Source organism: Micromonospora pisi, assembly GCF_003633685.1.
Classification (GTDB): Bacteria; Actinomycetota; Actinomycetes; order Mycobacteriales; family Micromonosporaceae; genus Micromonospora_G; species Micromonospora_G pisi.
In genome coordinates, this window is sequence record NZ_RBKT01000001.1 from 729,000 (window position 1) to 748,818 (window position 19,819).

Sequence of the window (19,819 nt, forward strand, 5' to 3'; positions counted from 1 at the left end):
GTCCGCGCGACAGAGCTCAGACGCCACCCGCATCAGGTCGATGACCCGACGGCAGGTGAGATGGACCTCGATGAGCACGGATCAATATTCCCACTAATCCGATAGGAATATCAAGCCCTCTCCGCCATGCGGTCAATCGATCCCGGTCGTACCGACGACGAGGGCGAGGCGGCTCGCCGCTGGCGGCCGGTGTCGTGGTGCGACCCTCAGAGCAGCGCGAGGCGGACCGCGCCGAGTCCGATGAGGACCGCGAGCACGATCCGGAGTGACCGGTCGGGGACCTTGGCTGCGTACCGGGTGGCGCCATAGCCACCGATCACGCCACCCACGCCCAGCGCGAGGCCGAGTGGCCAGTGCGGGGTACGCACGGCCGTGTGACCGGCGAGACTCAGGGCGCTGTAGGTGGCGAGCCCGGTGAGCGAGACGACCATCGTGGCGACCAGGGCGGCACCCGATATCCGGGCCACCGGCCAGCCGGTGACCAGCAATGCGACCGGGGCGGCGAGGACCGCCCCACCCAGCCCGTAGAAGCCGCCGAGCAGGCCGCTGGCGGCGCCGACGAGGATCATCACCTGACGGTTCGGGCGGGTCAGCGGTGTCCACCCGACCGACGGGAGCGCACCGGGCGCCGAGGGGCGGGGCAGCAGGATGCTGACGGCGACCGCGGCCAGCAATGCGGCCACCAGCGCCCGGAAGACCGCCGAGTCACCGAGCAGGAACACGTTGACCAGCACTCCCGCCACCGCGGCGGGCGCCGCCGAGCTGACCAGCAACAGCGTCAACTCGCTGTCGATGCGTGGTTGTCGCGCGATCCCCATCGGCGTGGAGACGATGTTGAACAGCAGGTTGGTCGCACTCGCGACCGTACCGCCGAGCCCGAAGACGGTCATCAGCAGCGGCAACAGGAGCAGGCCGCCAGAGACACCGGTCGGCGTACCGAGGGCTGCGGCGAGGGCGCCGAGCAGCACGGCGAGTCCCAGTTGCCACCCCTGCGTCTCCCCTGGAGTCAACGGGAGACGCCCGGAGGCGAGAGATGCTGATGAGGTGCGAGCAGATCGGAGAGGGTGGTCCGGTCGACCACCTGCTCGATCGCGTCGTGCACGGCCAGCCAGACGTTGCCGAGTCCGGCCGCGACGCCGTGGTAGCCGGCCGCGTCGGTCGGCATTCCCCGTACGGTGGTCAGCGATCCGCTCAGCGCGCGCAGTACGTCGCCGACGCTGATCTCGGCGGCTGGTCTGGCCAAGGAGTAACCGCCGTCGACGCCCCGCTGACTCACCAGCAGGCCGGCCCGTCGCAGGTCGTGCAGGATGCCCTGGAGAAAGCTCAGCGGAATCTCCTGCACGGTGGCGAGTGTCGCGGCCGTGACCCACTCACCACCACCGCTGGCGGCGCGACCAGCGGTGGTGGCGGGTTGGTCACCGCCCCGAAGGGTCGGATCGGTGTTCTTCCCGGCCGCGATCGCCAACATGGCACGGATGGCGTAGTCGCTGCGGGCTGAGACGTACACGAAGACTGCCTCCGGGAGGTGTCGGGGTTTACCGGCGGGGTCGCAGGAGGCCCCACCGTCGCCGGATGGCCCGGTCCGCCGCGCCGAACGCTGTGTCGACGAGCAGGCCCAGCACCAGGATCACGATCATGATGGCGATGAGCCGCTCCGCCTCGGACAGTTCCCGGGCGTAGACGAGCTGCGCACCGATCGAGGTCTTCGTCGCGATCACCACCAGCAGCTCCCCGGCCATCAGGCTGCGCCAGGCGAAGGCCCAGCCCTGCTTGAGACCGGCCACGATCGCGGGCAGCGCGGCCGGCGCGATCACGTACCGGTAGAGGTTCAGCCCCCTGGCACCGATGTTCTGACCGGCCCGTAGCAGCAGCGGCGGAACGTAGTCGACACCGTGGATGACGCCGTTGGCGATGGAGGGCGCGGCGCCCAGCACCACCACGAAGAAGATGGCCTGCTCGCTGAGTTGGAAGAGGAGGATCGCCAGGGGGAACCAGGCGATCGACGGCATGGTCTGCAACGCGGTGATCATCGAGCCGAGAGCCGCCCGCAGGATCCGGACCCGGGCGACCGCGAGCCCCAGCACGAGTCCGAACGCGACGGCGGCGGCGAAGCCGACGACGGCTCGCCGGGCAGTCGTCGCCAGTCCCTGCCAGAACAAGGGATTGACCAGGTACGGCCCCAGGTCGCCGAAGACGGCGACGGGACCGGGCAATGCCCACGGATCCTTCCAGCCGGTCCAGACGACCACCTGCCAGATGCCGAGGGCGAGGCCGATCGCGGCCAGCTTCGGCCAGGTCGAACTCCAGAGCCGACGTGCCCTGCTCTCCACCTTCGCTCCGGTGGCGATCGCCAACGCGTCCAGACCGGAGATCATCTCGGCCTCGGCCCGGATGCCGGTGGTGGTGTCACTGGCCATGGCGGCCCACCTCCGTACGTAGCCGATCGGTGACCTCGGCGGCGATCGCGGCGACCTCGGGCGAGTCGATCCGCCGGGGTCGGGACGCGGTCACCCGGGTCTCGTAGATGATCCGGCCGGGCCGGCTGGAGAGCAGCACGATCCGGTCGGCGAGCCGGGCCGCCTCCCGTACGTTGTGGGTGACGAAGAGAACGGTCAGTCGGCGCTCCGTCCAGATCCGCTCCAGCTCGTCATGCAACAGGTCGCGGGTCATCGCGTCGAGCGCACCGAACGGCTCGTCCATGAGCAGGACCGGAGTGTCGAGGGCGAGCGTGCGGGCCAATGCCACCCGCTGACGCATGCCGCCGGAGAGCTCGTGTGGACGTCGCCGGGCGAAGTCGCCCAGGCGTACCGTGTCAAGCAGTTCGGCGACCCGCTTACGGCGCGCGTCCCGGGGCACGCGGCGCAGCTTGAGTGGCATCTCCACGTTGGCTTCCACGGTGAGCCACGGAAAGAGCGCGGGCTCCTGGAACATGAGGCCGGGCGAGCGTTGCCGATGGGACGAGGCCGTCGCGGCTGCCTGGGCCCGGTCGACGATCTCGATCCGGCCGCCGCTGACCTGGTCGAGCCCGGCCACGAGGTTGAGCAGGGTGCTCTTGCCGCATCCGGAGGCACCGACGAGGCAGACGAACTCACCGGGGGCGACGTCGAGTGAGACCCGGTCCAGGGCGAGGACGGCGTTCTGGCCCCCGCCGTACACCTTGGTGACGCCGGTGAGCGCGACCGAGGCGGTCGCGCTCGCCGGTGCCGTTGTCACGGAGGTCATGTCAGGGGAACCTCGGCCTTACCCTGCGCCTTGAGTACCTCGTTGAGGTAGGACAGGTCGTAGAGTCCCTTGAGGTCGACCGGCTGGGTGAGTCCCACGGCGACGGCATGGTCGAGCCCGGTCTTGAGGGACGACTCGATCGGATCGTTGAGGAACTGCAGCGTGGGCCAGGCCTGCTTGATCAGCTTGAGGTCGAGCGGCTTACCGGTGATCTTGCCGATGTGCTCGGAGATCGCCTGCTGGGCCTCGTCCGGCTTGGTGTTGACGAACTCGTTCGCCGCGACCTGCCCCTCGACCAGCCGCTTCACCACGTCCGGGTGGGCCTTGAGGAACTTGGTGCTGACGATCAGGTTGGTGATGACGAACTTCTTGTCCGGCCACAGGTCGCGCTCGTCCACCAGGACCTTGCCACCGGCGTTGACCAGCCGGGAGACGAAGGGTTCCGGCACCCAGGCGCCGTCGATGGCGGTGCCGAAGGTTTCGACGGTCTGCGCGTTCTCCTGCGGCACGATCGAGACGTCGCCGCCGCCCTCCTTGTTGGTGGTGAGGCCCTTCTCCTTGAGCCAGTAGCGGATCGCCACGTCCTGGGTGTTGCCCAGCTGAGGAGTCGCGATCTTCTTGCCGCGCAGGTCCTCGACCGAGTTGATGCCCGCCTTCACGACCAGGGCCACCCCGCCGGAGGCCGCACCCGAGACCACCCGTACGGCCTCGCCCTTCGACTTCGAGTGGGCGTTGACGGTCGGGTTGGGACCGATGTACGTGGCGTCGAGCGCGCCGGAGAAGATCGCTTCGATGGCGGCGGGACCCGCGTTGAACGTCGCCGTCTCAAGCTTGACGTCGCCGCCCAGCTTCTCGGTGAAGATTCCCTTCTCCACCCCGACGACCGCGGACGCGTGGGTGATGTTGGGAAAGTAGCCGAGCCGGAGGGTCACCGGGCCGGAAGAACCGCCCTCGCCGTCATCTCCGCCGCAGGCAGCGGTGACGCCGAGCAGCGCCGGGGTCAGGACCGCGAGGGTGGCCAGCCGGCCAAGCCGGCGGTACGGGGGACGTCTCATCATCATCCAATCCCAAGTTTTCCTACTCGTCAAGTAGGAAGAGTGGACTCGGGAACGGGATCGGTCAAGTGTCCGTTCGTACCACCGGAACCGGCCGGTCAACGTTCGGGACGGCGGGTCCGGCTGGCACGGAAGACCAATGGCGCGATGTTCACGTCACCGCCGAGGTCGTACACACGGAGCAGCACGATGTCGTGGTCACCGGTGGTGACCTGCTCGAACAGCACGCAGTCAGCCACGCTCACGCCGTCGGGAAAGCTGCCCCGTTCCCGGTCCGCGACAACCTAGCCGGATCCATGATGGACCTTAAACCTACCTGTTGAGTAGGATTTTGATCGGCAAGTGCGCTCCGGGCGGTACCTTCACCACCTTCTCCCTGCCCGGCACCCAGGCGCCAACCCGGCACGCGCAGTAAGGAAGGGCCCCTTGTTATCGCTTTCCGCATAGGAAGGGCCCCTTCCTAACACGCCGCTGGTCGACCGCGGCCGGTCAGCCGCGCCGCTCCCGGGTGCTCAACGCGTCCGCCAGCACGATCGCGAACAGGACGGCCACGACGGTGGCGGAGACGGCGACCGGGGGCAGGAAGAGCATCCCGGGCGCCATGGCGACCAGGACGCACGTCCCGATCACCCAGGGACGGGCGACGTGTACGAAGACCTCGTGGCCGAGCAGCGTACGGCCGAGCAGGAAGAGCACCGGCCCCCCGATGATCACCGCGACCCAGCTCTCCTGCATCGGGCCGTACGGGTGCTTGATGATTAGTTCGTCGCCGACCGTGGTGAGGACCACGCCGGCCACCATGACCAGGTGTGCGTACCCGGCCCATTTGGTCTCCCGGCCGGGGTCGGCGGAGCCGGTGATGGCGTTGCCCAGCTTCTCCCGGGTCCGGTAGAAGTAGATCCACCAGAGCAGCACCGTGGTGGCGAACGCGGTGACGAAGGCGAACACGCGCTGCGAACCGTAGTCGCTGCTGCGGAAGGTCCGGGCGGTGATCACGATGGTTTCGCCGAGCGCGATGATGATGAACTGCCGGTACCGCTCGGCCAGGTGTTCGCCGGCCAGGTTCCACTCCCAGGCCGGCGAGCGTCCGATCCACGGGGTCGGCCAACGCAGCATCGGTCCCAGGTAGTCCAGCGCCAGCGCCAGCGTCCAGAGCAGCACACGTACGCCGTCGGAGGAGAACGCCCCGGCGATCCAGATCGCGCCGGACATGCCGAACCAGAAGATGCCCCGCAGCGGCCGGTTGCGTAGCCGGTGGCGGCGCAGGATCACCGCGAGCACGAGGCTTCGGCCGAGGTGGATGCCGACGTACGCGGAGGCGAAGAGCAGGCCACGACCCTCGAACGCGTCCGGCACCGCGGTCGACATGACCAGGCTGCCGAACATGATCGCGATGACGAGCAGTTGCACGGCGGGCCGGCTCGAGTCCAGCGTGTCGGTGGCGAGGTTGGTGTAGGACCAGACCCACCAGGTGGCGAGCAGCAGGATCAGCGTCTCGTACGCGCCGAGTGGGTGCAGGTCGTGGATCAGCGCCTCGGCGAGCCGGGCCAGCATGAAGACGTAGACCAGATCGTAGAAGAGCTCGACGGCCGTGGCCCGCTGCGGCCGATTCGGATCACGAATCAGTCCGGCGTACCTGTCCGTCGTCATGCGCCGCCCGTTTCCATGCCTCCGCCCGCGTCCGGGCCACCGTCCGCGTCCGGGCCACCGGCTCGCGCGTCAAGCGCCCACGTCGAGCAACTGCCGTCACGGAGCCAGTCGTACCACGAGCCGGCGGCGACGATCCTGGAATCAGCGTGACGGGGTCAGCATGACGGGCTCAGCGCGACGGGCTCAGCGCGACGGGCTCAGCGCGACGGCCCGGGTTTACCGAGCCGAAAAGAGATCGAAAACGCCCGGCATCGACGGCGTTGCAAGGATCTTGACTGGCTGCCAGCCGGCAGCCGGCGGGCATCTCGGCGTGGTGCCCATTCCTGCCCGAAGACAGGAGCCGCCAGCACATGACCGACAAGTTCGCCACCTCCAGCACAGCCGCCGAACCGGAACACGCCCCGGACCCCGCACTGCGCCGACGGACGTTCCTCGGCGGCGGCGCCGCCCTGGCCGGCGCGACCGCGGCCACCCTCGTCCTGGCCGAGCCCGCGGCGGCCACCCAGAACGGGTCGGCGCAACTGCTCGACTCGCTCCCCTCGGCGCGGGACATCCCGCGCCGGTCCAGGATCGTCGACTACGAGATCGCCGAGCTGATCGTCCTGCTCCGCGCACGGCGGCTGACCTCCGTCGAACTGACCCGGGCCTACCTGGAACGCATCGACCGGTTCAACGGCCCGTTCGAGACCTACGGCGACAACGGCGCGTACAACGCGTTCGTACGGATCGACCGGGACGGCGCGCTCGCCCAGGCCGCCGCCGCCGACAAGCTGTTCCGCAAGGGATCGCACGCGTCGGTGCCGCCGCTGTGCGGCATCCCCTTCGGTATCAAGGACTCGGTCGGCGTACGCGGGCTGGAGGCCAAGAACGGCACCCACGCGTACGACGGCAACGTGGCGTACCGGGACGCCACCGTGGTGGCCAAGTTACGCGCACAGGGCGCGGTGATCATCGGCCACACCATCGCCTCGGCGTTCTCCGGCTCCATCTCCGGCACCTTCGCCGGCAACGCCTGGAATCCACGCTTCGTCCCGGGCGGGTCGAGCCAGGGCTCGGGCGTCGCCACCGCCGCCCGGTTGGCGGCGGCCACCATCGGCGAGGAGACCGGCGGCTCGATCATGATGCCGGCCTCGGCCAACGGCGCCAGCGCCATCAAGCCCTCGCTCGGTCTCGTCTCGACCGCCGGCGTGATGCCCCTCTCCCCCGGATACGACGTACTCGGGCCGATCGCCCGATCGGTGCGGGACGCCTCGCTGGTCCTGACCGCGATCCTCGGCCCCGACCCGGCCCCCGACCCGCTGACGCTCTCCGCCCCGAACCCGTTCCCCACCCTCCCGGTCGCCGCGCGCAAGGGCAGGTACCCGCTGGCCGGCGTGACCATCGGCATCCCGCAGACCGACTGGATGACCGCTGGCGGGACCGGCACCCCGCCGGCCGGTACCTACGACGTGGACTACCGGGCGGCGTTCGAGCGGTTCAAGCGGGAACTCGCCGGGCTCGGGGCACGGGTGAAGGAGTTCCCCGGCCTGGACGTCACCGTGCCGGAGAACGACCCGTACTTCCGCACCACCGACCGGCTACCGGTGCCGGTCGGCGACCCGGTGTCGCCGGCGACCGCGGTGCTGGCCCCCAACCGGTACGAGATCCGCTACTGGCAGGCGGTGCAGGCGTTCGCCGACACCCACCCGGCGAACGCCGAGGCGCTGCGCCGGCAGTTCGGCGACTTCGCGGTGGCGACGGCCACCGCCGGTTCGATCCCGACGGCGGTCCGGGACGAGGGTGAACGTCGCCGCCGTACGCTCCAGGCCAACTACCAGCGCGCACTGGACGAGGCCGGTGTCGACTTCATGCTGGTGCTGCCGATCGGGGCGCGGATCGGGCCACGGTTCGGCGGCACCCAACTGCCGAACTACCGCACGTTCTACCAGCTACCGAACGCGTTGACCTGGCCGATGGTGTCGTTCCCGATCGGGTACGACGGCACCGAGGGGCTGCCGATCAACGCCGCCTTCTGGGGGCCCCGCTTCTCCGAGCCGGCACTGGTGCAGGCCGCGATCGACTACCAGGACCGGCATTCCGCGTACCACCGGGCCGCGCCACCGGACCCGACCTTCGACGCACGGCGTGGACGGCCACCGGGCCCGTCGGAGGAGGTCGTACCACCGGAGCTGTCGAATGACCCGCTGGTGGCCGAGGGGGCGTGGGCATGACGACCGGACCGTTCCTGACCGTGGAGTGGCAGCCGCTGCTCAACGCCGGCCTGCCGTTGCGCGAGCCGGACGACGAACCGGCGGCGGTGCTCACCGTCGAGTGGGGACCCAAGCTGGGCCCGAGCTACTACGCCCACGGCGACGACCTTCACCAGGAGGCGTCCACTCCCACGGCGGGTGGCGGTACCGCCACCCGCCGCTGACCGCCGCCTGACCTACCACGCCGGCAACGCGTCGCACGGGCCCGCTGGCCCGTGCGGCGCGGGTTACCCTTCCGCGCAACGTCGGCTTCGCTCGATACTGGCCACGGCGATCGAGGACCTGGGGCCGATGACTCTGACAACGAAGGAGTCTGCGATGACCACGACCTCCCGTCCCGGTTTCCACCTGGCGATTCCGGTCGACGACCTGGAGCGCGTACGCGCCTTCTACGGTGGGGTGCTCGGACTCGACGAGGGCCGCTCGACCGACGCCTGGGTGGACTGGAACTTCTACGGGCACCAGTTGGTCACCCACGTCGTACCGGATCGCGGCCGGGTCGACGCGGGACGCAACCCGGTCGACGGGCATGACGTCCCGGTGCCGCACTTCGGTCTGCTCCTCTCCGTCGAGGACTTCCACGACCTCGCCGGCCGGGTCCGGGACGCCGGTGTCGACTTCGTGATCGAGCCGTACCTGCGGTTCGCGGGCGAGCCGGGCGAGCAGTGGACGATGTTCCTGCGGGACCCGGCCGGCAACGCCCTGGAGTTCAAGGCGTTCCGCGACGAGAGCCAGGTCTTCGCCCGGTAGCCGATCCCGGCACCCAATCCCCGACAGTCACCACACGGACGTACGCGGGAATCGGTTCACCCTGGTGAACCGGTTCCTCACCGGCTACGTGTTCGAGGCGGCTCCCGGCACGCGCCACCGCTGCGGGAGTAACCAGACCGTGTGGTGGGGAGGTCGTCATGACGCGTCCGGGGGATGCCGAGTGGTCGGTGTTGCAGCTCGATTCGGATCCGGTGCCAGGAGATCCGGAATCTTTCGACGAGATCACGGCCGCGTACCAGGAGTTGGCCCGTACCACGCAGGAGGCACATGACCTGCTCGCCTCCGGGTCGCAGGTCGACGTGGGCCAGGGCAAGGCGATGGAGGCCTTCCGCGACCTGATCGGGAAGCTGCCTGGCCGGTTGGACACGATGGCCCACTCGTACAGTCAGGCGGCCGACGCCTATCTGCGGTACCTGCCCTCGCTCCAGGAGGCGCAGTCGATGTCGATGCGGGCGCTGGAGCAGGCCCGGCAGGCGTCCCAGGACCAGGGCTCGTCCCAGGCCGCGTTGGCGTTGGCACAGGCGGCGGTGGTGGCCCTCGGTGGTGACACGGCCGCGGATCCGGCCGCGACGGACGCGGCCAACGACGACGTGACAGCGGCCCGGAACCGGCAGGACCAGGCACAGCAGGCGCTGGACCAGGCCAAGGCGATGCTGGGCCAGGCGACCGCGTTGCGTGACCAGGCGGCACGTACGGCCGCCCAGGTGCTGCGCCAGTTGGCCAAGGACGCGCCGCAGCGGTCGATCTGGGAGAAGATCGCGGAGGCGTTCCAGGCATTCGTGGACTTCCTGCGCAGCACCGTGATCGAGTGGATCACCACGGTACTGGACGTGCTCTCCGCGATCGCCTCGTTCATCTTCCCGCCGTTGGGACAGGCGATCGGCCTGCTCTCCGGCGCGATCGACTTCGCCAGCGCGCTGGCCGGCGGGGACGCGGGTGAGATCGCCATGGCCGGCGCCGGCATCGCCCTCGGCCTGGTGCCGGGCGGCCGGCTGGTCGGCCGGGTGATGAAGTTCGCCGCCAAGGGCGGCAAGCTGCTGTCGGGCGGCGCCAAGGACGGCATCGCGGCCGGTATCAAGGGGCTCGACGCCGGCGGCGGGAAGTCGATCGGTGGTGCCCTGAACGGCCGAGGCGGCGGGGGCGCCGGCATCGGCGCCAACCGGCCGCCCGTGCCCAAGGACTCCTCGGTCTCGCTGGACATCCGCGACTGCGTCACCGACCCGGTCGACGTCGTCACCGGCGAGATGGTGCTCGCCCAGACCGACCTGGACCTGCCGGCTCCGCTGCCGATGCTGATGACCCGGACGCACGTGTCGTCGTACCGGGCCGGCGGGTGGTTCGGACCGTCCTGGGCATCCACGCTGGACGAGCGACTGGAGCTCGACGCCGAGGGCGTCTGCTACTTCTCGCCGGACGGCATGATCCTGGTCTACCCGTCGGTGCCGGCGGGCGAACCGGCCCTGCCGGTCGAGGGCCCACGTTGGCCGCTGACCATCGGCGAGGACGGCGCGGCCGAACTCACCGACCCGCTGCTCGGCCGGACGACCCACTTCCGGGTCTCCGGCGCGATCGGGCTCCTCTCGGCGGTCAGCGACGGCCTCGGCGACCGGTTCGAGGTCGACCGGGACGACCAGGGCGTTCCCACCCTGGTACGCCACCCGTCCGGCCGGTCACTCTCGGTGCGTACGGAGGGGGGTCGGATCACCGCACTGCACCTGGTCAACGGGGCCGGGGCGCCGGCCGCGCTGGTCGCCGGGTACGGCTACGACGACCGGCGCCGGCTCGTCGAGGTGACCAACCCCTCCGGCGAGCCGATGCGGTTCGGGTACGACGACGAACGGATCACCAGCTGGCAGGACCGCAACGGGGTCGGCTACCGGTACGCGTACGACGCCGAGGGGCGGTGCGTGCGAACCGAGGGCGACGGCGGTTTCCTCAGCGCCACCCTCGCCTACGACCGTGCGGGACGGGTCACCACGTACACCGACTCGCTCGGCAACGTCACCGTCTACCGCCTCGACGAGCTGCGGCACGTGGCGAGCGAAACCGACCCGCTGGGCAACACCACCCGCTTCGAGTGGGGTCCGTACAACCAGCTGATGGCCCGGGTCGACCCACTGGGCCGGATCACCCGCTACACGTACGACGAGGTCGGGCGCCTGGAGACGGTGGTCCGGCCGGACGGCAGCGTGGTCGGCACCACCGCGCGCGGCGACGCGATGACGATCGTGGTGGAGGACGGGGACCGGCTCTTCTCCCGCCACTACGAGGAGGCGCCGGACCCGAACGCCACGACCGTCGGGGTGGCCGAGCCGTTCGACTACGACCGGCTCGGGGAGGACGAGCCGGTCGTGGACGGCACCGCCGCCGGCCGCCGTGTCTCCCGGACCAACGCGTGGGGCCGGCCCGAGCAGGTGCGGTACGACAACGAGGGCAACCCGGTCGAGCGGGTCGACGGCGCCGGTCAGGTGAGCCGCACCGAGTACGGCCCGTTCGGCCTGGTCCTGGCGACGGTCGACGCGACCGGTGCGCGGACCGGTTACGAGTACGACACCGAGCTGCGACTGACCGGGGTGACCGACCCGAGGGGCCTGGTCTGGCGGTACGTGCACGACGCGGCCGGGCGACTGGTCGAGGAGACCGACTTCAACGGGCGGGTGCTGCGGTTCGCCTACGACGCCGCCGGGCAGCTCGTCCGGTCGACGAACGCGCTCGGTGAGACCACCGAGTACGAGCACGACCTGCTCGGCAACGTGGTCGAACGGCGTACCGTCTCGGGCACCACCGCCTACCGCTACGACCCGGTCGGCAACCTGGTCTGGGCGGCCAACGAGGACGCCGTCGTGATCATCGAACGGGACGAACTCGGCCGGGTCACCGCCTCGACCACCAACGGGCGCACGCTCGCGTTCAGCTACGACGACGAGGACCGGGCGCGGCGCCGTCGTACGCCGTCCGGGGCGGAGAGCGTCTGGTCGTACGACGCGTTCGGTCATCCGGTGTTGTTGCGGACCGCCGGACACACCACCAGCTTCCGGCGGGACGGGCGTGGCCGGGAGCTGGACCGCAGCGTCGACGGTCGGGTGCTGCTCCGGCAGACGTTCGCCGCCGGTGACCTGCTGGCCGAGCAGGTGGTTTCCGGTGCCCGCACCCGACGTTTCGACTACCGGGCCGACGGCCAGCTCGTCGGCATCCACGACGACCGGGCCGGTCGGGTCGGGTTCGAGCTGGACCCGACCGGGCGGGTGGTCGGCGTGCAGAGTCCGGGGCACGCGGAGAGCTACCGGTACGACCCGGTGGGCAACCTGGTTTCCGCGAACGTGACCGGCTCTGCGTACTCGGGTGAGCTGCGCTACGACGGTTCCCTGGTCACCGAGGCCGGCGCCGTGCGCTACGAATACGACCCGCAGGGGCGGATGACGAGCCGGACGGTGACCGGTGCGGCGGGCGGGGAGCGGACCTGGCGGTTCGGTTGGGACGCGCACGACCGTCTGGTCGAGGTGTCGACCCCGGACGGTGACCGGTGGCGTTACCTCTACGACCCGCTGGGGCGGCGGATCGCCAAGCGGCGTTACTCGCCGCGGGACCCGGGGATCCCGGTGGAGCAGGTCGACTTCGTCTGGGACGGGACGCTGCTGGTCGAGGAGGTCCACACCGATGCGGAGGGGCGCGGCCGGGTGACCACCTGGGAGCACCATCCGGAGCAGGGGCACCCGGTGGCCCAGGCCGTCGGTGCCGACCAGGAGCAGGTCGACCGCCGCTTCTACTCGATCGTGACCGACCTGGTGGGAACCCCCACCGACCTGGTCGCCGCCGACGGTGAGGTGGTCTGGCAGGGCCGGAGCACGCTCTGGGGTACGCCGTTGACCGGGGCTGTCGACGACGCCCGGGACCCGATGCCGTTGCGCTTTCCCGGGCAGTACCTGGACCCGGAGTCGGGCCTGCACTACAACGTGTACCGCTACTACGACCCGGTCAGTGGCCGGTACGTCAGCCAGGACCCGCTCGGCCTCGCCCCGGCACCGGATCCGGCCGCGTACGTGGCCAACCCGTACCGGGAGGCCGACCCGCTGGGGCTGGTCAAGTCCAAGCCGACCCCGTGCGCGACCGGGGGCGCCGGTGGGAGCGGCGGCGGCAAGAAGAACAAACGCCCCGGCGGTGGCAACGACGCGGGCAACGCCACCGCGTCCGGCTCCGGGTCCGGGTCCGGGTCCGGCAGCGGGAACAAGGACTTCGTCGAGGTCGGCGAACATGACGGCGTGGTGGTCAAGATGGATTCGCATCAGAACAAGCACCACATCAACCCGGTCTTCTCCGGGGAGCTGAAGCCGTACACGGGCGGGCGCGGGGAGAAGTTCCCGCCCCAGGTGGACGCCGAGTGGCACCAGAAGTACTTCCCCAAGCAGGTCGCCAAGATCGTCAACGAGGACGTCGCCAACAAGCGTGAGCGGGTCGCTCCGCTGCGCGCGAACGCGGAGGAGCTCCGTACGGCGAGCGACACGGCGGGCCGAAACGCGGACCTGGCCGAGGCGAAGGCCGCCAACGCCGAGAGCTGGGCGAAGCGGAACCCTGACGACGGCCATGCCAGGAAGAGCGCCGACCAGTTCCGCAAGGATGCGATCGCCTCCCGCAGGGATGCCGACACGGCCGGGGACTCCTTCAACAGGGCCGACCGGGACGCTAGGAAACTGGAGGACGAGCTGAACGGAAACTCCCAGTTCAGCCCGTCGAAGGACACCCAGAGCGACGGGGTCAAGTACGACATCAGCGCGTTCTACGACCCGCAGACCGACAAGTTCAACGCCACCTGGCACGGCAACCCGAACATCGGTGGGAACTACACCGCCGACGACTGGTGGCGCGACAGCGGGAAGAAGATCCAGAAGGAGTACGGGCTGAACGGCGTCACCCCGAGGTAGCGCTCGCCCCTCGGGATGACAAGTGCGAGCTGTCCGGGCCGGCGGTGTGGTCTCACCGCCGGCCCTGGTCGTCTTGCCGGTTCCGGTTCCGCTCGCGGGAGGCCCGCAGGTTGGCGATGTTGCCGCAGCGGGTGACGTCATGCCAGACGCCGCTGCGGTTGCGGGAGGTGTCGTAGAAGGCGATCCGGCAGCGGTCGTTGCGGCACATTTTGATCCGGGACCAGGTGTCGCCCTGCTGGGCGAGGAGGATCTCCGACCAGCAGGCGGAGGCGAGCCACTGCGCACCCCGCCCGGTCGGGGCGGTGCGGACCAGCCCGTCCGTTCCCGGCACCAGCGTGACGGTGGCGCCCGCCGCCTCCGGTGGCGTCCGACCGGTCGCCAGCAGCTCCCCGAACGTGTCCCGCAGTCGACGCATACCGACGAGGTCGTCATCGGAGAGCTCGGCCTCGGGAACGGTGACTTCCCGCTCGGCGGCCCACCGCCGGACGCTCCGGTCCCACCAGGTCAGCGCGTCGCGACGCTCGGCCAGCAGGTCCGGCTTGTCGGCTAGGCCCAGCGTGTTGATCAGCTCCTGCACCAGTACGGCTCCGGTGTCGGTCGTTCGGGCGCCGTACCGACTGCTCGCCATCCATGACATAACCCAACCCTAGTTGGTTCTGTCGGTTGCTGCTACCATCGCCAACAGAGGCTAAAAGGTTATGCCTCTGTCGGACCCTCGTCCCGGCTTCGAGGAGGAACACCATGAACACCAGCGACCTGTCGTACGAGGTCTTCATCTCGGAGGGCCCCACCCGGGCGGGCGACCAGCGCATGCCGAACGGGGACAGAATCTCGTGGTCGCCACTGTCGTCCACGCTGATCTACGGGGCGCAGGACGCCCTCCTGGTCGACCCGCCGTTCACCCACGACCAGATTCGGAAGGTAGGTGACTGGATCGAGCGCTCCGGCAAACGGCTGGCGTACGTCTACGTCACCCACGGGCACGGCGACCACTGGTTCGGCACCGGGGAACTGTTGAAGCGCTTCCCCGGCGCCACCGTCTACGCGACCGAGGGCACGATCGAGGTGATGCACCAGCAGGCGACGGTGGGGCGCGAGCAACTCTTCGACCGGGTCTTCCCGGGGCTGATCCCGGAGTCGCCGGTACTCGCCGTCCCGATCCCCGAGGCGGGCTTCCACCTGGAGGGAAACATCGTCCGGGCGGTCGAGACCGGGCACACCGACACCGACCACTCCTCCGTGTTGCACGTGCCCGCCATCGGCCTGGTGGTAGCCGGCGACGTGGTCTACAACGGCGTCCACCAGTACTTCCTCGAGGGCGCCAACGGCGGCCTGGAGGAATGGATCAAGGCACTCGACCGCATCTCGGAGCTGGGACCGCGTGCCGTCGTCGCGGGGCACAAGAACCGGGACCTCCCCGACGACCCGGCAGCCATCGAGCAGACCCGAGAGTACCTGCGGGACCTGATCCGGCTGCTCGACGAGAAGCCCACCGCCCGCGAGTTCTACGACCGGATGACGGCACTGCACCCGGACCGGCTGAACCCGGGCCCGGTCTGGTACGGGGCGCTCGGCCTGCTCGGCGCCTGACGCCGGCCCGTACGGAGGACACCCTCCTGCTCACCGAAGGGTGTCCTCTCCGTACCCCGGAAATGTCGCCGGGACGGGCGCTGCCGGGACGGGCGCTCGGGCCGTCCGCGCCCTTCGGCTAGTTCGCCGACGCCGCGTGGTCCCGGCGGCGGCGCTGCATCGCCCGCTCCAGGAGCGCGATCAGGACCTCCTTGCCGGACTCCTTCCGGCGGGCGTCGCAGAGCATCACCGGCACGTCCGGGTCGAGGTTCAGCGCGAGCTGGACCTCGTCGAGCCGATACTGGCGGGCGCCCTCGAAACAGTTCACCGCCACGATGAACGGCGTGCCCTGGCGCTCGAAGTAGTCGATCGCGGGGAAGCAGTCGGCGAGCCGGCGGGTGTCGGCGAGGACGACCGCGCCGAGCGCGCCGAGCGTCAGCTCGTCCCAGACGAACCAGAAGCGGTCCTGCCCGGGGGTGCCGAAGAGGTAGAGCACCAGATCTTCGCTGATGGTGATCCGCCCGAAGTCCATCGCCACGGTGGTGGTGGACTTCGCCTCGACACCGGAGAGGTCGTCGATCCCGATGCCCTGCTCGGAGAGGACCTCCTCGGTGCGCAGGGGCGGGGTCTCGCTGACCGCCCCGACCATGGTGGTCTTACCCACCCCGAAACCGCCGGCAATCAGGATCTTGACGGCGGTCGGCAGCGTCAGGCCACCGGCCGGGGTGTCAGAGTGCTCGTAGTCCATTGATCACTGCCTCGAATACGCTGTCGTCGGGTTGGGCGGTCGCTGGCCGGGGTTCCCGCACCTCGACGAGGTGCCGCTCGAGCAGGTCGCCGAGCAGGACGCGGATGGTGCCCAGGGGCAAGTTCAGGTGCGCCGCGACCTCGGCTACCGATTGGGCCCGCTGGCAGAGGCCGACGATGGCGAGGTGCTCGGGCCCGACGCCGACCTCCGGCGACGCGCGGACCCGGGTCGCCATCACCAGTGAGATCAGGTCGAACCTGCCCCTGACCGGCCTGGTCCGCCCACGGGTCATCGCATACGGGCGGACCACCGGCCCGGCATGGTCGTCGACCCACTCGTCCTGCGTGGATTCGCCCTCGGGGGCGGTCATGGCGGGTTACCTCTCCTCGACCGGAGGCGACACCGGGCCGCCCTCTCGGGCCGGAGAGGCGAGGAACTTCCCGGCCCGGGTCACCAGCATCGCCATCTCGTACGCGATCAGCCCGACGTCGGCGTCCTCGTTGGCGAGTACGGCCAGACACGCGCCCCGGCCCGCCGCCGTGACGAACAGGAACTGGGACGACATCTCGATGATGGTCTGCTGCACCGTTCCGCCGCCGAACCGCCGCCCGGCGCCCCTGGCGAGGCTCTGGATGCCCGACGCCATCGCCGCCAGGTGCTCCCCGTCGTCGCGGCCCAGTCCCTTCGAGGAGGCCACCAGTAGGCCGTCCACGGAGAGGACGATGGCATGTTCAGCCTGCGTGACCCGGCCGACCAGATCATCCAGCAACCAGGTCAGGTCGGCGGTCGACGCTGTCTTTTGCACCACTCGTTGTCCTCTGTTTTCGGTCGGCGAAGCGTCGCCGAGTCGATCTCCTGGTTCGGTTACGTACGGGGCTGATCCCTGGGCGCGTCGTCCTGCCCCTCAACCGGAGCCGACTGCGCCTGCGCCTCCTCGCTCAACAGCCGCGCGGCCTCCGAACGGCCACGTTTGGTGCCGCTCTGGTACGAGCTCATCATCGACCGGATCTGCTCGGGTGGCCGTGGCGCGTCGTCGCCGGACTCGGGCACCACGGCACCGCTCTCCTGCAACGGTTTGGCCAGGTTCGCCTGCCGGACCCGCAACGGCAGCCCGGAGGGGGTCTGGCCGGTCGTGCCCTGCGGAGCCGCCGAGCCGGCCGGGGCAGCCGAGCCGGCCAGGGCCGCCGAGCCCGTCGAGCCGACCGAGCCCGCCTGGCCGGCCAGAGCCGACGGGGCGACCGACGCGCCCGGGGTGACCGGGTTGGCGGATCGGGCCACGAACGGTAGTAACGGGCTCTCGACCGTCGGTCCGTTCGCGCGCCCGGCGGCGTCGGACGCCGACGACAGGCCCGGCGCCGAGCGCTGCTGGGGAATGAGGGTCTCCGCCCGCCGGGTAGTCAGCGGTGGCTGCGCCGCCCGCGCCGGCAACGGCGGCAGCTCACCGGGCGCCGCCACGGCGACCGGGCCCGCTGCCCGGGGCGTCGGGCCGGTCGCGGCGGTCCGCTCTCCCCCTCCGGCCACGGTCGTCGAGGTCACCCGGCTGCTCGGCGCGACGTCGCTCACCGCCGGCGGCGGCACGGCTATCGGGCCGGTCTGCTCCACGCTGTCTTCGGTCACCAGGCTGAGCGGGATGAGCACGATCGCGGTGGTGCCGCCGTACGGCGACTCCTTCAGTTGGGCCCGTACGCCGTGCCGCTCGGTGAGCCGGCTGACCACGTACAGGCCCAGCCGGGTGGCGTTGGCGAGGTTGAACTCCTGCTGACTGCCGATCTGCTGGTTGGCGGAGGCGAGCTCCTCCTCGCTCATGCCGAGACCGCGGTCCTCGATCTCGATGACGAATCCGTTCGCCACGGCCTGTCCCTTGACCTCGACCGTGGTGTGCGGGGGTGAGAAGGAGAGGGCGTTCTCGATCAGCTCGGCCAGCAGGTGGATCACGTCTCCGACGGCCCGACCGGCGAGGCCGACCGGGGCGATCGGGAGCACGGTCACCCGGGCGTAGTCCTCCACCTCGGCCACCGCGCCGCGTACCACGTCGACCATCGGCACGTTGCGTCGCCAGGAACGACCGGGCCGCGAACCGGAGAGGACGATCAGGTTCTCCGCGTTGCGCCGCATCCGGGTGGCCAGGTGGTCGACCCGGAACAGGTCCTCCAGTTCCTCGGCGTCGTTCTCCCGCCGCTCCATCGCGTCCAGCAGGGCGAGCTGCCGGTGCACCAGCGCCTGGGTACGCCGGGCGAGGCTGAGGAAGATGTCCCGTACGCTGCGCCGCAGCTCGGCCTGCTCGACCGCGGTACGGATGGCGGTCTCCTGCACCGCGTTGAATGCCTGGCCCACCTGGCCGATCTCGTCGTTGCCGAAGTCCAACGGTGGCGCCTCGGCGGAGACGTCCACCTCCTCGCCCCGTCCGAGCCGTTCGACCACGTTGGGCAGTCGTTCGTTGGCCAGCTGACGGGCCGCCTCACGCAACCGCTCCAGTTGGGCGACCAGGGCGCGGGCGGTGGTCACCGAGACGATGACCGAGGCGACGACCGCGAACGCGCCCAGCACGGCGGCGAGCAGGATGCGGACGATGACCCAGATCGCGCCGGGGGTGGCGCGCTCGACGACGCCGTCGCCGCCGGTGATGACGACGTCGTGCAGTTGCCGCATCGCGGGTTCGACCGTGGCCTGCCAGTCCTCGGCCTTGATCGGCGGGTTGGCGTTGGTCCGGCCGGCGAGGATCAGCTGGTCCTCGGCGGCCCGGAGCCGGGTGAAGACGTCGCCGGTGACCATCTGGTCGTAGCGTGCCCGGTCCCGGCTCTCCAGGTCGTCGACGGTGATGGCGCCCATGAAGCGTTGCGCCCCGACGAGTTTGGCGACCTCGGCACTTTCCGCGGGGGTGATCTTGCCTGCGGAGAGAATACCGGCGACCACTGCGTCCTCTTGCGAGATCAGCTCGTACTGACGATTCAGGTCGATCAGTGCGGCGGCCTGTGACGCGATCGTCTCGTCGTCCAGGCTGCCCAACGCGTCGTAGATGCGGAAGATCCCGTCCACGGTGGTGGTGTAGGCGCTCGCCGCGGCGGTCCGGTCGATGGTCCGGGCGTCGATCTGGCCGCGAATGGCTTCCAATTCGTCGAGCTGCCGGATCGTCGAGTCGATACGATTCTGCAGCGTCGGGGAGCCGGCCAGATCGGCCTGCCAGCTCCCGGTGGACTGACGGAACGTCACCGCGAGGTCCCGCGACGCGAGCCGCGTGGCGTCCAGTTCCGTGCGGGGAGCCCTGGTCGAGCCGAGGTACGCGAGCGAAAGCCGCCGCTCGGTCTGCAGGCTCTCCAGCAATGGCTCGCTCGGCTCGTACACCGAACTGTTGAGGGCCTGGGTGAAGAGGAGATTGGTTCCCTCTCGCAGGGTCACCCATGCGGCGAACACCCACAGGGCCGCGAGTGACACCAGGAGAGCGACCACTTTGGTACGCAGATTCGCGCTACTGCCGCGAGGAATGCGGGGAGCCATTACACCGTCCCAGGCCGGGGTTGGAGTTTGTCGTCACCAGTGCGCGATACGACGTACCGAATGCGCTACTGGGCTATCCGGGAGTGCGCGGACACGCTAGCAGTTTCGGACAAGTCACCTCAAGCCCACACAATGAGATTG

Annotated in this window: 17 protein-coding genes; 5 read left to right on the forward strand and 12 right to left on the reverse strand. The window is 70.1% G+C overall.

Annotated elements, in window-relative coordinates; genetic code table 11:
• Positions 1-206: 206 nt before the first annotated feature.
• The 7 genes from BDK92_RS03020 to BDK92_RS03045 all read right to left on the reverse strand — a co-directional run bounded on the left by BDK92_RS03020 (position 207) and on the right by BDK92_RS03045 (position 5,927).
• Positions 207-1,010 (reverse strand): TSUP family transporter, encoded by an 804-nt coding sequence (locus BDK92_RS03020; protein WP_170208462.1) that lies wholly within the window; start codon positions 1,008-1,010, stop codon positions 207-209.
• Positions 1,007-1,507, reverse strand: coding sequence for an RrF2 family transcriptional regulator (locus BDK92_RS03025; RefSeq protein WP_121154372.1), 501 nt, complete (start codon positions 1,505-1,507; stop codon positions 1,007-1,009). The genes BDK92_RS03020 and BDK92_RS03025 overlap by 4 nt, the downstream gene beginning before the upstream one ends.
• Positions 1,508-1,535: 28 nt before the next feature.
• Positions 1,536-2,417: an ABC transporter permease gene (locus BDK92_RS03030; protein WP_121154374.1), complete on the reverse strand. Its 882-nt coding sequence runs from the start codon at positions 2,415-2,417 to the stop codon at positions 1,536-1,538.
• Complete coding sequence (locus BDK92_RS03035) at positions 2,407-3,222, reverse strand: ABC transporter ATP-binding protein (RefSeq protein WP_121154376.1); 816 nt, start codon at positions 3,220-3,222, stop codon at positions 2,407-2,409. Before BDK92_RS03035 ends, BDK92_RS03030 begins: the two co-directional genes overlap by 11 nt.
• Positions 3,219-4,277: an aliphatic sulfonate ABC transporter substrate-binding protein gene (locus tag BDK92_RS03040; RefSeq protein ID WP_121161550.1), complete on the reverse strand. Its 1,059-nt coding sequence runs from the start codon at positions 4,275-4,277 to the stop codon at positions 3,219-3,221. Before BDK92_RS03040 ends, BDK92_RS03035 begins: the two co-directional genes overlap by 4 nt.
• 98 nt (positions 4,278-4,375) lie before the next feature.
• Positions 4,376-4,516: a PNPOx family protein gene (locus tag BDK92_RS38745; protein WP_170208463.1), complete on the reverse strand. Its 141-nt coding sequence runs from the start codon at positions 4,514-4,516 to the stop codon at positions 4,376-4,378.
• Between the two features lie 250 nt (positions 4,517-4,766).
• Positions 4,767-5,927: a low temperature requirement protein A gene (locus BDK92_RS03045; RefSeq protein WP_121154378.1), complete on the reverse strand. Its 1,161-nt coding sequence runs from the start codon at positions 5,925-5,927 to the stop codon at positions 4,767-4,769.
• A gap of 350 nt (positions 5,928-6,277) precedes the next feature.
• Here BDK92_RS03045 and BDK92_RS03050 point away from each other — a divergent pair, with 350 nt between their 5' ends.
• The 4 genes from BDK92_RS03050 to BDK92_RS03065 all read left to right on the forward strand — a co-directional run bounded on the left by BDK92_RS03050 (position 6,278) and on the right by BDK92_RS03065 (position 13,866).
• Entirely contained in the window at positions 6,278-8,137 is a 1,860-nt protein-coding gene (locus BDK92_RS03050) for an amidase (RefSeq protein WP_121154380.1), read from the forward strand.
• The gene (locus BDK92_RS03055) at positions 8,134-8,340 is read left to right on the forward strand and encodes a hypothetical protein (protein ID WP_147456891.1); all 207 of its coding nucleotides are present in this window, start codon (positions 8,134-8,136) and stop codon (positions 8,338-8,340) included. The genes BDK92_RS03050 and BDK92_RS03055 overlap by 4 nt, the downstream gene beginning before the upstream one ends.
• A gap of 154 nt (positions 8,341-8,494) precedes the next feature.
• The gene (locus BDK92_RS03060) at positions 8,495-8,926 is read left to right on the forward strand and encodes a VOC family protein (RefSeq protein WP_121161552.1); all 432 of its coding nucleotides are present in this window, start codon (positions 8,495-8,497) and stop codon (positions 8,924-8,926) included.
• 158 nt (positions 8,927-9,084) lie between these two features.
• Positions 9,085-13,866 carry a DUF6531 domain-containing protein gene (locus BDK92_RS03065; protein WP_121154384.1) on the forward strand — a complete coding sequence of 1,594 codons (4,782 nt, stop codon included), beginning with the start codon at positions 9,085-9,087 and terminating at the stop codon, positions 13,864-13,866.
• A 52-nt stretch (positions 13,867-13,918) separates the two neighbouring features.
• On the opposite strand, the gene BDK92_RS03070 is transcribed toward BDK92_RS03065, so the two are convergent.
• On the reverse strand, positions 13,919-14,503 hold the full coding sequence (locus BDK92_RS03070) for a CGNR zinc finger domain-containing protein (protein ID WP_121154386.1): 585 nt from the start codon (positions 14,501-14,503) through the stop codon (positions 13,919-13,921).
• Between the two features lie 104 nt (positions 14,504-14,607).
• On the opposite strand from BDK92_RS03070, the gene BDK92_RS03075 reads away from it, so the two are divergent.
• Positions 14,608-15,456, forward strand: a complete 849-nt coding sequence (locus tag BDK92_RS03075; protein WP_121154388.1) for an MBL fold metallo-hydrolase — start codon at positions 14,608-14,610, stop codon at positions 15,454-15,456.
• Positions 15,457-15,574: 118 nt separating this feature from the next.
• Here BDK92_RS03075 and BDK92_RS03080 read toward each other — a convergent pair whose 3' ends face one another.
• From BDK92_RS03080 to BDK92_RS03095, 4 genes are read right to left on the reverse strand one after another with little or no spacing between them, the layout of a single operon-like run.
• Entirely contained in the window at positions 15,575-16,183 is a 609-nt protein-coding gene (locus BDK92_RS03080) for a GTP-binding protein (RefSeq protein WP_121154390.1), read from the reverse strand.
• Complete coding sequence (locus BDK92_RS03085; RefSeq protein ID WP_121154392.1) at positions 16,164-16,553, reverse strand: DUF742 domain-containing protein; 390 nt, start codon at positions 16,551-16,553, stop codon at positions 16,164-16,166. Before BDK92_RS03085 ends, BDK92_RS03080 begins: the two co-directional genes overlap by 20 nt.
• 6 nt (positions 16,554-16,559) lie before the next feature.
• A complete protein-coding gene (locus tag BDK92_RS03090; protein WP_121154394.1) occupies positions 16,560-16,991 on the reverse strand; it encodes a roadblock/LC7 domain-containing protein in 432 nt (143 codons plus the stop codon).
• Positions 16,992-17,047: 56 nt separating this feature from the next.
• Positions 17,048-19,678 carry a sensor histidine kinase gene (locus BDK92_RS03095; RefSeq protein ID WP_121154396.1) on the reverse strand — a complete coding sequence of 877 codons (2,631 nt, stop codon included), beginning with the start codon at positions 19,676-19,678 and terminating at the stop codon, positions 17,048-17,050.
• Positions 19,679-19,819 lie beyond the last annotated feature (141 nt).

Coding starts and splice junctions, on each gene's coding strand:
- BDK92_RS03030 (WP_121154374.1), bottom strand. CDS start 2,417: ATGGCCAGTGACACCACCACCGGCATCCGGGCCGAGGCCGAGATGATC.
- BDK92_RS03035 (WP_121154376.1), bottom strand. CDS start 3,222: ATGACCTCCGTGACAACGGCACCGGCGAGCGCGACCGCCTCGGTCGCG.
- BDK92_RS03040 (WP_121161550.1), bottom strand. CDS start 4,277: ATGAGACGTCCCCCGTACCGCCGGCTTGGCCGGCTGGCCACCCTCGCG.
- BDK92_RS03045 (WP_121154378.1), bottom strand. CDS start 5,927: ATGACGACGGACAGGTACGCCGGACTGATTCGTGATCCGAATCGGCCG.
- BDK92_RS03050 (WP_121154380.1), top strand. CDS start 6,278: ATGACCGACAAGTTCGCCACCTCCAGCACAGCCGCCGAACCGGAACAC.
- BDK92_RS03055 (WP_147456891.1), top strand. CDS start 8,134: ATGACGACCGGACCGTTCCTGACCGTGGAGTGGCAGCCGCTGCTCAAC.
- BDK92_RS03060 (WP_121161552.1), top strand. CDS start 8,495: ATGACCACGACCTCCCGTCCCGGTTTCCACCTGGCGATTCCGGTCGAC.
- BDK92_RS03065 (WP_121154384.1), top strand. CDS start 9,085: ATGACGCGTCCGGGGGATGCCGAGTGGTCGGTGTTGCAGCTCGATTCG.
- BDK92_RS03070 (WP_121154386.1), bottom strand. CDS start 14,503: ATGTCATGGATGGCGAGCAGTCGGTACGGCGCCCGAACGACCGACACC.
- BDK92_RS03075 (WP_121154388.1), top strand. CDS start 14,608: ATGAACACCAGCGACCTGTCGTACGAGGTCTTCATCTCGGAGGGCCCC.
- BDK92_RS03080 (WP_121154390.1), bottom strand. CDS start 16,183: ATGGACTACGAGCACTCTGACACCCCGGCCGGTGGCCTGACGCTGCCG.
- BDK92_RS03085 (WP_121154392.1), bottom strand. CDS start 16,553: ATGACCGCCCCCGAGGGCGAATCCACGCAGGACGAGTGGGTCGACGAC.
- BDK92_RS03095 (WP_121154396.1), bottom strand. CDS start 19,678: ATGGCTCCCCGCATTCCTCGCGGCAGTAGCGCGAATCTGCGTACCAAA.